Source organism: Arenimonas alkanexedens (assembly GCF_054781355.1).
In genome coordinates this window covers 224388-235503 of the sequence record NZ_BAAGUO010000004.1, presented here as the reverse complement: position 1 = coordinate 235503, position 11116 = coordinate 224388, and the positions used below count along the sequence as shown (strand labels likewise).

The 11116-nt window shown below is 69.0% G+C and carries 12 protein-coding genes; 7 read left to right on the top strand and 5 right to left on the bottom strand.

The features are described 5' to 3' along the window. Positions 1-266: 266 nt before the first annotated feature. Positions 267-725, top strand: a complete 459-nt coding sequence (locus ACYVGY_RS10925) for a DUF192 domain-containing protein (protein ID WP_460457518.1) — start codon at positions 267-269, stop codon at positions 723-725. Between the two features lie 31 nt (positions 726-756). Next, complete coding sequence (locus tag ACYVGY_RS10920) at positions 757-1602, top strand: SirB1 family protein (RefSeq protein WP_460457525.1); 846 nt, start codon at positions 757-759, stop codon at positions 1600-1602. Positions 1603-1612: 10 nt separating this feature from the next. On the opposite strand, the gene ACYVGY_RS10915 is transcribed toward ACYVGY_RS10920, so the two are convergent. After that, entirely contained in the window at positions 1613-1804 is a 192-nt protein-coding gene (locus ACYVGY_RS10915; protein WP_460457517.1) for a rubredoxin, read from the bottom strand. 57 nt (positions 1805-1861) lie between these two features. On the opposite strand from ACYVGY_RS10915, the gene thiE reads away from it, so the two are divergent. Genes thiE through ACYVGY_RS10895 form a run of 4 tightly spaced genes read left to right on the top strand, consistent with a single transcriptional unit; the run spans position 1862 to position 5810 of the window. After that, positions 1862-2506, top strand: coding sequence for a thiamine phosphate synthase (gene thiE, locus ACYVGY_RS10910; RefSeq protein ID WP_460457516.1), 645 nt, complete (start codon positions 1862-1864; stop codon positions 2504-2506). Positions 2507-2510: 4 nt separating this feature from the next. Next, complete coding sequence (hemL, locus tag ACYVGY_RS10905) at positions 2511-3800, top strand: glutamate-1-semialdehyde 2,1-aminomutase (protein ID WP_460457515.1); 1290 nt, start codon at positions 2511-2513, stop codon at positions 3798-3800. A gap of 25 nt (positions 3801-3825) precedes the next feature. Continuing rightward, positions 3826-4959, top strand: a complete 1134-nt coding sequence (locus ACYVGY_RS10900) for a trans-sulfuration enzyme family protein (protein WP_460457514.1) — start codon at positions 3826-3828, stop codon at positions 4957-4959. Between the two features lie 8 nt (positions 4960-4967). Further along, complete coding sequence (locus ACYVGY_RS10895; RefSeq protein WP_460457524.1) at positions 4968-5810, top strand: ion transporter; 843 nt, start codon at positions 4968-4970, stop codon at positions 5808-5810. A 1-nt stretch (position 5811) separates the two neighbouring features. Here the strand turns inward: ACYVGY_RS10895 and ACYVGY_RS10890 are convergent, their stop codons facing one another. Continuing rightward, the gene (locus tag ACYVGY_RS10890; protein ID WP_460457513.1) at positions 5812-6231 is read right to left on the bottom strand and encodes a VOC family protein; all 420 of its coding nucleotides are present in this window, start codon (positions 6229-6231) and stop codon (positions 5812-5814) included. Beyond that, complete coding sequence (locus tag ACYVGY_RS10885; protein ID WP_460457512.1) at positions 6228-7076, bottom strand: SDR family oxidoreductase; 849 nt, start codon at positions 7074-7076, stop codon at positions 6228-6230. Before ACYVGY_RS10885 ends, ACYVGY_RS10890 begins: the two co-directional genes overlap by 4 nt. A gap of 82 nt (positions 7077-7158) precedes the next feature. Between ACYVGY_RS10885 and ACYVGY_RS10880 the strand changes: the two genes are divergently transcribed. Continuing rightward, on the top strand, positions 7159-9147 hold the full coding sequence (locus ACYVGY_RS10880) for a bifunctional DedA family/phosphatase PAP2 family protein (protein WP_460457511.1): 1989 nt from the start codon (positions 7159-7161) through the stop codon (positions 9145-9147). 7 nt (positions 9148-9154) lie between these two features. On the opposite strand, the gene ACYVGY_RS10875 is transcribed toward ACYVGY_RS10880, so the two are convergent. After that, positions 9155-9751, bottom strand: a complete 597-nt coding sequence (locus ACYVGY_RS10875) for an LON peptidase substrate-binding domain-containing protein (protein ID WP_460457523.1) — start codon at positions 9749-9751, stop codon at positions 9155-9157. Further along, positions 9748-11106, bottom strand: a complete 1359-nt coding sequence (gene mpl, locus ACYVGY_RS10870) for a UDP-N-acetylmuramate:L-alanyl-gamma-D-glutamyl-meso-diaminopimelate ligase (protein WP_460457510.1) — start codon at positions 11104-11106, stop codon at positions 9748-9750. The genes ACYVGY_RS10875 and mpl overlap by 4 nt, the downstream gene beginning before the upstream one ends. Positions 11107-11116: the final 10 nt, after the last annotated feature.

The following is an 11116-nucleotide window of genomic DNA, read 5'->3' as shown; positions in this document are numbered from 1 at the left end:
TCAAAGATCGTCAGCTTGCGGCGCCTTCCGGCTGCCGCGTCCCAAGGCGTTTCGCTCAAGGGAGCCGCACATTATAGAGCAGTTTCGTAGGACGTCAACACCCTAAACCGTCCTTTTTTCACCCCCTCGCCGTCCCGGCCAAGTGGCCTGAGGGGTGAAGGGCCGCGAAGAATAGATGAAGCTTTCGGATTTGGGAAGCCCCCTCTTCGCTTGACAGGCCTGAGGCCCTTCCCGGAACGTCACGACATCCCCCGCTGGAGCTTGATATGCGCCGTTTTCGACTTTTACTGAGCCTGCTGATGCTGGCGCCACTGCTGGGCTGCGCTGCATCCGGCAAGCCTTGGGTCGAATTGCGCGGTGAGCGCTTCAGCGTGGAAATCGCCGACGACGAAGGCGAGCGCAACCGCGGCCTGATGTTCCGCGACAGCATGGCGCCCGATGCCGGCATGCTTTTCGTCTACGACGTCGAACGCCCCCTGGCGTTCTGGATGAAGAACACCCGGATCCCGCTCGATATCCTCTACTTTGATGCCGACCGGCAGCTGGTGACCGCCCGCAAGGGCGTGCCGCCCTGCTCGCTCGGTGACCGTTGCCCGCCGTATCCGAGCAATGCACCAGCGGTCTACGTGCTCGAGCTAAACGCCGGCACCGCCGCCAGACTGGGCGTCGTGCCGGGCGATGAGCTGGTGCTCGGTCCCGGCATTCCGGAGCGCGGCGCACCTTGATTCACGCCCCGAGGGGAACCACATGACTGGCATGACCAATCCCCACGCCCTGCCGGACTGGAACGCCCTCGCTACGCTGGGCGACGACGAGCTGCCGCTGCTGGACACGGCCCTGCTGATCGCGCGCGACGAATATCCCGACCTCGATGCCGGCGGCTACGCGGCCCAGGTGGACACCTACGCCGCCGCGCTGCGTCCGCAGCTGGAACAGGACATTGACCTGCCCGCACGCCTGACCGCCATCAACCGCTATTTGTTCGAAGAAATCGGCTTTGCCGGCAACAACGCGCAGTACGACGATCCGCGCAACAGCTATCTCAACGAGGTAGTGGACCGGAAACTTGGAATTCCGATCTCGCTGGCCGTCATCCAGATGGAAGTCACGCGTCGCCTCGGCATGCCGCTGGACGGCATCTCGTTCCCGGGGCACTTCCTGGTGCGGCTGCCGGTGGACGACGGCATCCTGGTGCTCGACCCCTACAACCGGGGCCGCCCGGTCACCGCCGAAGAACTGCGCGAGCGCGCATCGCCACATCTTGGCGGGCAGACGCCCGACGACCAGCAGCTGCTGCAGATTCTGGCGCCGGCCACGAACCGCATGATCCTGATGCGCATGCTGCGCAACCTGAAGGGCCTCTACCTGGAGCGCGGCGACTGGGAGCGCGTGGCGCGCAGCGCCGATCGCCTGCTCAAGCTTTCCCCCGACACCGCCGAAGCGCTGCGCGACCGGGGCCTGGCCTATCGCGAAATGGGCTATGCCAAGGGCGCACGCGAAGACCTGGCGCGCTACCTGCAGCTGCTGCCCGAGGCCGATGACCTCGACATCGTCCGCACCGCCCTGATCGAACTGGGTAGCGGCAGCGCGCGGCTTAACTAGTGCAGTCGGCTCAGCCGACCGGCACCATTTCGAAGTCGTCCTTGCTGACGCCGCAATCGGGGCAAACCCACGTTTCCGGAATGTCTTCCCAGCGCGTCCCGGGCGCAATGCCCTCGTCGGGCGAGCCGTCGGCTTCGCTGTACATCCAGCCACAGACGACGCACATCCAGGTGCGGTAGGCGGCGGTGGTGCTCGTGCTCATTTCATTCTCGCGACTCGGGGACCGCTATCATTCTCGCATTCCATTGGCCTCCCTGAAATGAACGCCCCGTCAACCTGGCCGCGCCGCGGCCTATACCTGATCACCCCCGACGAGCCCGACACCGCCCGCCTGCTTGCGCGCGTGCTGCCGACGCTGGCGGCCGGACCGGCGCTGCTGCAGTACCGCAACAAGGCCGCTGCGGCCGGCCTGCAGCGCGAACAGGTCGCGGCACTGCTGCCGGCCTGCCGCGCGCTGGGCATCCCGCTGCTGGTCAACGACAACTGGCGCCTGGCCGCCGAACTGGGCGCGTCAGGCGCGCACCTGGGTCAGGACGACGGCTCGATCGCCGCCGCGCGCGCGGCCCTGGGCCCCGCAGCCCTGCTGGGCGCGTCCTGCTATGACCAGATGGCCCTCGCCGAGCGCGCGGCCGCAGCCGGGGCCAGCTATGTGGCCTTCGGCGCCTTCTTCGCTTCCGGCACCAAACCCCTGGCCCGGCGCGCCGACCCGCAGCTGCTGACCCAAAGCGCCCACCTGGGCCTGCCGCGGGTGGCCATCGGCGGCATCACCCCGGACAATGCCCGCAGCCTGGTGGCCGCCGGTGCCGACCTGCTGGCCGTCATCGGCGGGGTTTTCGACCAGCCCGACCCGATCGCCGCCGTGCGTGCCTTCCAGCGCGCCTTCGAACCTCTCCTCATTGAGTAAAGCCATGAACACCGCGACCAGCCACGACCTCTTCACCCGCGCCCTGGCGCTGATGCCCGGCGGCGTGAACTCGCCGGTGCGCGCGTTCAAGTCGGTCGGCGGCGAACCCTTCTTTGCCAAGCGCGCCGAAGGCGCCTATCTGATCGACGTCGACGGCAATCGCTACGTGGACTACATCGGCAGCTGGGGTCCGATGATCGCCGGGCACGCGCATCCCGAGGTGCTGGCCGCCGTGTCGCGCACCATGGCGGACGGGCTGAGTTTCGGCGTGCCCAATGCGCTGGAAGTGACCATGGCCGAGACCGTGCGCAAGCTGGTGCCGTCCATGGAAATGATGCGCATGGTGAACTCGGGCACCGAGGCCACGCTGTCGGCAATCCGGCTCGCGCGCGGCGCCACCGGCCGCACCCGCATCCTCAAGTTCGAAGGCTGCTACCACGGCCACGGCGACAGTTTCCTGGTCAAGGCCGGCTCCGGCGCGCTCACCTTCGGCCTGCCCAATTCACCGGGCGTGCCCAAGGCGCTGGCCGACCTGACGCTCACCCTGCCCTACAACGACTTTGAAGCCGCGACCAAGCTGTTCACGGAGGTCGGCGACGAGATCGCCGGCGTGATCGTCGAGCCCATCGTCGGCAACGCCAACTGCATCCTGCCGCGCGAGGGCTACCTGCAGCATCTGCGCGAGCTGTGCACGAAGCACGGCGCGATCCTGATTTTCGACGAAGTGATGACCGGCTTCCGGGTCGCGCTTGGCGGCGCCCAGGCACGCTACGGCGTCACGCCCGACCTGAGCACCTTCGGCAAGATCATCGGCGGCGGCATGCCGGTGGGCGCCTACGGCGGCCGCGCGGACCTGATGCAGCAGATCGCACCGGCCGGCCCGATCTACCAGGCGGGCACGCTCAGCGGCAATCCGGTGGCGATGGCCGCCGGCCTGGCCACGCTGGCGCTGATCCAGGCGCCGGGCTTCCACGAAAAGCTCGAAGCCAACACCCACGTCCTGTGCGATGGCCTCGAAGCCGCGGCCCGCGAGGCCGGCGTCAGCGTCACCACCACCCGCACCTGCGGCATGTTCGGCCTGTATTTCAGCGAGCGCCAGGTTGAAACCTTCGAGGACGCGATGGCCAGCGATGCCAACGCCTTCAAGCGCTTCTTCCACGCCATGCTCAAGCGCGGCGTCTACTTCGCGCCCTCGGCCTTCGAGGCCGGGTTCCTGTCGGCCGCCCACGGCGAGGCCGAACTGCAGCACACTTTCGACGCCGCCCGCGAAGCCTTCCGCGAAGTCCGCGCCTGATCCCCACGCCACCGGAGCCGCCCGCATGACCCGCATCGAAACCCTGGCTGTGCACGCCGGCGGCGAACCGGACGCCGAAACCGGCGCGGTCGCGCCCCCGATCCACCTGGCCACGACCTTCCGGCATGGCCCGGCCGGCGAACGCCGCGCCGGCTACGAATACCAGCGCGAACAGAACCCGACCCAGGACCGCCTGGAAACCGCGCTGGCGGCGATGGAGGGCGGCAGCGCCGCGCTGGCCTTCGGCTCGGGCATGGCGGCAATGAACTGCCTGCTCGAATCCCTGCCTGCGGGCAGTCACTTCCTCTACCCGCGCGATTGCTACACCGGCCTGCGCACCCTGGCGAACGAGTTCCTGCCCGAGCGTGGCGTCAGCGGCAGCGCGGTGGATATGCGCGACCCGGCGGCGGTTCGCGCCGCGCTGCGGCCCGAGACCCGACTGATCTGGGTCGAAACGCCGTCGAATCCGCGGCTCGAGGTCAGCGACCTGGCCGCGCTGTCAGACCTGGCGCGCGAGCACGGCGCCCTGCTGGCCTGCGACAACACCTTCGCCACGCCGGTACTCCAGCGCCCGCTGGCCTTGGGCGCCGACGTGGTGATGCACTCGACCACCAAATACCTGGGCGGCCACAGCGACGTGATGGGTGGCGCGCTGGTATTCGCGCGCACAGACGAGCTGCATGCGCGCGTAGCGCATCGCCGCCACGTCACCGGCAATATCCTGGCGCCGTTCAGCGCCTGGCTGATCCTGCGTGGCGCGCGTTCCCTGCCTGCCCGCATGGCCTGGCACTGCCGCAATGCGCGCGCCCTGGCCGAGGCGCTGGACGCGCACCCGGCGGTGGAAGCGGTTCACTACCCGGGGCTGGCGACACATCCCGGCCACGTCGTGGCGCAGCTCCAGATGTCGGACTTCGGCGGCATGCTCAGCTTCCAGCTCAAGGGCGGCCGCGAGGCGGCGCTGCGGGTGGCGGGCGCGCTGAAGCTGGCGATCAACGCCACCTCGCTGGGCGGACCGGAGACCCTGGTCGAACACCGGGCGTCGGTGGAAGGCGCCCATCCCCACACGGCGCAGAATCTGCTGCGCGTGTCGGTCGGCCTGGAGCACCCCGACGACCTGCTGGCCGATTTCCGCCAGGCCCTGGACGCCGCCGGCGCGTGAGCCCGCCCCTGCCGCCGCTGTCAAAACGCTTCGAGTCGGCCGTGCCAACGGGCTGGCGCGCGCGCTGGTTCCACATCATCTTCCACCACGACCCAGGCCCGTCCCGACGCTTCGACCTGCTGCTGATCGGCGCCATCATCGCCAGCGTCGCCGTGGTCATCCTGGACAGCGAAGCGCATCTGCATGCCCGCTGGGGCGATCTGTTCTACGCCCTCGAATGGGGCTTCACCCTGCTGTTCACGGTGGAATACGTGGTGCGGCTGGCGGTGGTGAAGCGCCCGCTGCGCTACGCGCGCAGCTTCTACGGCGTCATTGACCTGCTGTCACTGCTGCCCACCTACCTGTCGCTGCTGCTGCCCGGCAGCCAGGCGCTGCTGGTGGTGCGGATGCTGCGCATCCTGCGCATCTTCCGCGTGCTCAAGCTGATGGAATACACCCAGGCCGGCGGCGTGATGGTCGAAGCGCTCTACCGTTCGCGCGGCAAGATCCTGGTGTTCCTGATGACGGCGCTGACGCTGGCGGTCATCTTCGGCGCCACCATGTACGTCATCGAGGGGCCGGCCAGCGGCTACACCAGCATTCCGGTCGGCATGTACTGGGCGATCGGCACGATGGCTACGGTGGGCTTCGGCGACATCACGCCGCTGACGCCGATCGGCCGCTTCGTGACCTCGGTGCTGATCCTGATCGGCTACGGCATCATCGCCGTGCCGACCGGTATCTATTCGGCCGAACTGGTGGCCGGCATGCGCGAACGCCGCAAGGTGGCCTGCCCGGGCTGCGCGCTGGCCGAGCATGAACTCGACGCCTCGCACTGCCGACGCTGCGGCAAGGCCCTGCCCGCCGCCTGATTCACCACTGGCCAGTGTTCGGCATCGACAGCCAGGGCTCGGCCGGCGCCAGCGCCTCGCCCTTTTGCAGCAATTCGATCGAGATCAGGTCGGGCGAGCGCACGAAGGCCATCCGGCCGTCGCGCGGCGGCCGGCTGATCAGCACCCCGTGCAACTGCAGGCGCTCGCAGGCGGCGTAGATGTCGTCCACTTCGAAGGCCAGGTGGCCGAAATTGCGGGCCGAGCCATAGTCCTCGACGTCGTAGTTGTAGGTCAGCTCGACTTCGGACTCCGGGTTCGCCGGTGCGGCGAGGTAGACCAGGGTGAAGCGCGACTGCGGGTAATCGCGGCGGCGCGTTTCCACCAGGCCCAGGGCGTCGCGGAAGAAGGCCATCGAAGCGTCCAGGTCGCGGACCCGGACCATGGCGTGCAGGTATTTCATCGGCGCAGGGCCTCCTCGAGTTCGGCGTCATCCAGGAACAGGTCCGGCAGCAGCGGCTGCGAGGGATCCACCGCATAGCCGCTGAAGTCGGTCTTGCCGTGCTGGCGCAGGACGGTTTCATCCACCAGGAACTGTCCGCTGAAGCCAGCAGCGGGGGTGGTCAATACGGCGTGCGCGGCGTCGGCCATGATCTCCGGCGTGCGGCAGCCTTCCACCTGCACGCCAGGGATCATTTTCAGCGCGTCGGTGGCGATGACGGTGCGCGGCCACAGCGCGTTCACCGCCACGCCCTGCGGCCCGAACTCCGCGGCCAGGCCCAGGGTGACGAAGCTCATGCCCATCTTCGCCAGCGTATAGCCGGTATGCGGGCCCCACCACTTCGGGTCGAGGTTGATCGGCGGGGCCAGGGTCAGGATGTGCGGATTCGGGGCCTTGAGCAGGTGCGGCAGGCAATGCTGGGCGCAGAGGAAGCTGCCGCGGCTGTTGACCTGCTGCATCAGGTCGTAGCGCTTCATCGGCGTTTCCAGCGCACCTTTGAGCCAAATGGCGCTGGCGTTGTTGACCAGGATGTCGATGCCGCCGAAGCGCGCGACCGTGGCGGCTACGGCGGCCTGCACCTGGTCTTCTTCACGGATGTCGCACTGCAGGGCCAGGCCCTGGCCACCCGCGGCATCCACGGCGGCCGCGGCGGTGTGGATGGTGCCCGGCAGCTTGGGGTTGGCGACACTGGACTTGGCGGCAATGGCCACGTTGGCGCCGTCACGGGCCGCCCGCAGCGCGATGGCGAGGCCGATGCCGCGCGAGGCGCCGGTGATGAAAAGGGTCTTGCCACGAAGGTCGGTCATGTCTCGCTCCTGAACTTTGTTCGCAGTGTAAACCGGAGGCCGTGATGGCCGGCCTATAATCCCGGCCATGGATTCCGCCCGCTTGGAAGCACTCGTCACCTGGATCGGTCAAAACCCGATCGCGGCGGGTCTGGTCATCTTCCTGATCGCTTTCGGCGACGCGCTGGTCATCGTCGGCGTGGCGATCCCGGCGGTGCCGCTGCTGTTTGCGGTCGGCACCCTGGTCGGCCTGGGCCATGTGGACGGCACCTACGCGCTGGCCTGCGCCACCCTGGGCGCCTTCGCCGGCGACGGCATCAGCTACTGGATCGGGAATCGCTACGGCCCCCAGCTGCGCCAGCGCTGGCCCTTCCGCAAGCATCCGCAGTGGCTCGAGCGCGGCGAAACCACCTTCAAGCGCCACGGCATGAAGTCGATCGTGATGGCCCGCTACATCGGCGCCATCCGGCCCTTCGTGCCGGCAATCGCCGGCATCCTGAAGATGAAGCTGCGCCAGTACGTGCCCGCCAGCGCCCTCGCGGCGGCGGTCTGGTCGGCCACCTTCCTGGCGCCGGGCTGGGTGTTCGGTACGTCGCTGGACCTGGTTGCCGCGGTCGCGGGGCGGCTGGCCGTAGTGCTGGCGGTGGTGCTGGTGCTGGTGGCCGGGATCTGGGCGCTGGTGTTCTACAGCTGGCGCTGGCTGGGCGCGCACACCACCGGAATGATCGAACGCGCCCTGGCCTGGTCGCACCGGCACCCGGTGCTGGGCAAGTACTCCGAGGCGCTGATTGACCCGAACCGGCCCGAGTCGGCCTCGCTGCTGCTGCTCGGCGTGGTGCTACTGGCGGCGGGCTGGGGCTTCTTCAGCATTTTGATCTCGGTCGGCGGCGGCAGCGCACCCTCGCAGCTGGACCTGACGGTGCATCACCTGATGTTCGGCCTGCGCAATCCCTTGGCCGACACCGCCATGGCCTTCCTGGCCACGCTGGGCGATGCGGTGGTGCTGGCGCCGGCCGTGCTGGGCGTGTTCGCCTGGCTGCTGTGGCGCAAGCGCCACGTCGCCGCCTGGCACTGGCTGGCCGCGCCGGCGTTCGGAATGGTGCTGACCTGGTTCCTGGGCTATTTGCTGGATATGCCGAAACCACCGGCGTCCACCGCCGTGCTCGGCTTCAGCTTCCCGTCGGCGTCGGTCACGATGTCCACCGTGGTCTACGGCTTCTTCGCCGTGCTGATCGCGCGCGAACTGCCGGGCCGGCGCCGCGTGTGGCCCTATGTGGTGGCGGCGCTGGCGGTCACCCTGCTCGGCTTCTCGCGCCTGTACCTGGGCGCGCACTGGCTCAGCGACGTGCTGGCCGGCATCCTGCTGGGCCTGCTGTGGATCGCGGCGCTGGGCATCGCCTACCGCAGCCGCGTGGTGCGCTCGTTCTGGGTGCGGCCGACCGCCACCATCTTCTTCGTCGCCATCCTGGGCATGGCCAGCTGGCACGGCAGCCGCAGCGCCGACACCTTGCTGGCGCGTTTCGACCCGCCGCTGGTGGCGGAACGGATCGATGGCGAGGCCTGGTGGCGCGATGGCTGGCAGCAGCAGCTGCCGGCGCGCCGGAATGAAATGCACGGGCGCGACGCCTGGCCGCTGAACGTGCAGCTGGCGGGGCCGCTGGATTCGGTGCGCGCGCGACTGCTGCTGTCGGGCTGGGAAAACTACCGTACCGGCGGCTGGGCCGGCCTGCTGCAGACCTTGGACAAAGATGTGACGCCGCGCGAATTGCCGGTGCTGCCGGCGACCCACCAGGGCCGCGCCGAGGCGCTGGTGATGGTGCGGCGGGGCGCGCAGGCCGGCGAGATGAAAGTGCTGCGGCTCTGGGCCACCCCGCTGCGCCTGCGGCCGGGCTCGGAACGGGTCTGGATCGGCACGGTGCAGACGCTGCGCTTCACCCGGCGCATCGATTTCTTCAGCTACTGGCAGGCCCAGCCGGGCGAAGACGCCCTGCTCGAAGCCCTGCGCAAGGACGTGCGTGGCCTGGACTCGGCCCTCGACGCCCGCAGCGACGACGGCCAGCGTGTGCTGCGGCTGCGCCCGCCCAGCCCCTGAGCCCCGCTTACTCGGGCTGGAAGTCCGGCAGCCGGCCCAGCAACCACTGCAGGCGCGCCTGCGGATCGTCCCACTGCAGCAGCTGCTGGCGTTCGGAAGGCTCCAAAGGCAGCCATTCGGCCAGGCGCCAGCCGACGTAGGCGGCGTCGGCCAGCAAGCCCTTGCCGACGCCGTCGTGTTCGATGCCGGCCTTGTCCAGGATTCGCGCCAGCAGCACCGCCAGCAGCGCGTATTCGTCGCCCAGCTTCGCGGGGTCAGGTTCTGGCCGCCAGGCCACGTCGGCGAGCAGCAGGCCATCGTCGCGCACCCGCGTGCGCTCGACGTGGAAACGGCGACGACCTTCGACCGTGATTCCCAGCAGGCCGTCATCGGTCATCGCGAAATCCACGATGACTGCCTCGGTGCCCAGCGCCACGGGAATCGCCGGCTCGCCGGCCTCGCGGCCGTCCAGGATCAGGCAGATACCGAAGCCTTCGCCGCGGCGGCTGCAGTCCTTGATCAGGTCGAGATAGCGCGGCTCGAAGATCCGCAGCGAAAGCTGGCCGCCGGGAAAGAGCACGGCGGACAGCGGGAACAGCGGCAGCGCCTGACTGTCCACGCTCAGCCGGCCAAGCTGGCCAGGAAGCGACGCGGCGCGCCTTCGAAGCCGCCGTTGGACATGAATACGACGTGGTCGCCCGGCTGCGCGCGTTCGGACAGCGCCGTGATCAGTTCATCAACGCCGGCCACGGCCTGTCCTTCGCCACGCAGCGCCGCGACGACCTTGCCGGCATCCCAGGCCAGTTCCGGCCGATGCAGGAACACCACGGCGTCGGCCTGCGCCAGCGAAGGCGCGATCTCGGCGGCGTGCGCGCCCAGCCGCATGGAATTGCTGCGCGGCTCCATCGCCACCAGGATCCGCGCGTCGCCGACGCGGGCACGCAGGCCCTCGAGCGTGGTGCGGATCGCGGTCGGGTGATGGGCGAAGTCGTCATAGACGGTGACGCCGCGCGCCTCGCCCAGGCGCTCCATCCGGCGCTTGACGCTGACGAACTCCGACAGCGCCGGGATCGCCCGAGACAGGTCGGCGCCCACCGCATTGGCGGCGGCGATCGCGGCCAGGCCATTCATCACGCTGTGCCGGCCCGACAGCGACCAGCGCACGGTGCCGACCACCTCGCCACGGTGCAGCACGTCGAAATGCGAGCCATCGGCGGCGTGCAGGCGTGCGGTCCAGTCGAAATCACCGTCCAGGCCGAAGCGCTCGACCGGCGTCCAGCAGCCCATGGCCAACACCTGCGCCAGGCTCTCTTCCTCGCCGTTGACGATCAGGCGGCCGCGGCCGGGCACGATCCGCACCAGATGGTGGAACTGGCGCTGGATCGCGGCAAGGTCCGGAAAGATGTCGGCGTGGTCGAACTCAAGGTTGTTGAGGATCGCCACCGTCGGCCGGTAGTGCACGAACTTGCTGCGCTTGTCGAAGAACGCGGTGTCGTATTCGTCGGCCTCGACCACGAAGTCGGGGCCGCGGCCCAGGCGGGCGGAGAGGCCGAAGTTTTCCGGCACGCCACCGACCAGGAAGCCGGGACCGCGGCCGGCCGCTTCCAGCAGCCAGGCCAGGATCGAGGTGGTGGTGGTCTTGCCGTGGGTGCCGGCCACGGCCAGGGTCTGGCGGCCGGGCAGCACGTGGTCGCTCAGCCACTGCGCGCCCGAGGTGTATTTCAGGCCGGCATCAAGTACGTGTTCGACTGCCGGGTTGCCACGCGAGAGCGCATTGCCGACGACGACGACATCGGTGTCGGCTGCCAGGTTTTCGGCGGCGTAGCCCGAGGACAGGCCGATGCCCAAGGCTTCGAGCTGGGTGGACATGGGCGGGTACACGTTCTGGTCGGAGCCGTCGACCGAATGGCCGAGCTCGCGCGCCAGCGCGGCCACGCCGCCCATGAAGGTGCCGCAGATGCCGAGGATGTGTAGTTTCATGCGCTCACGT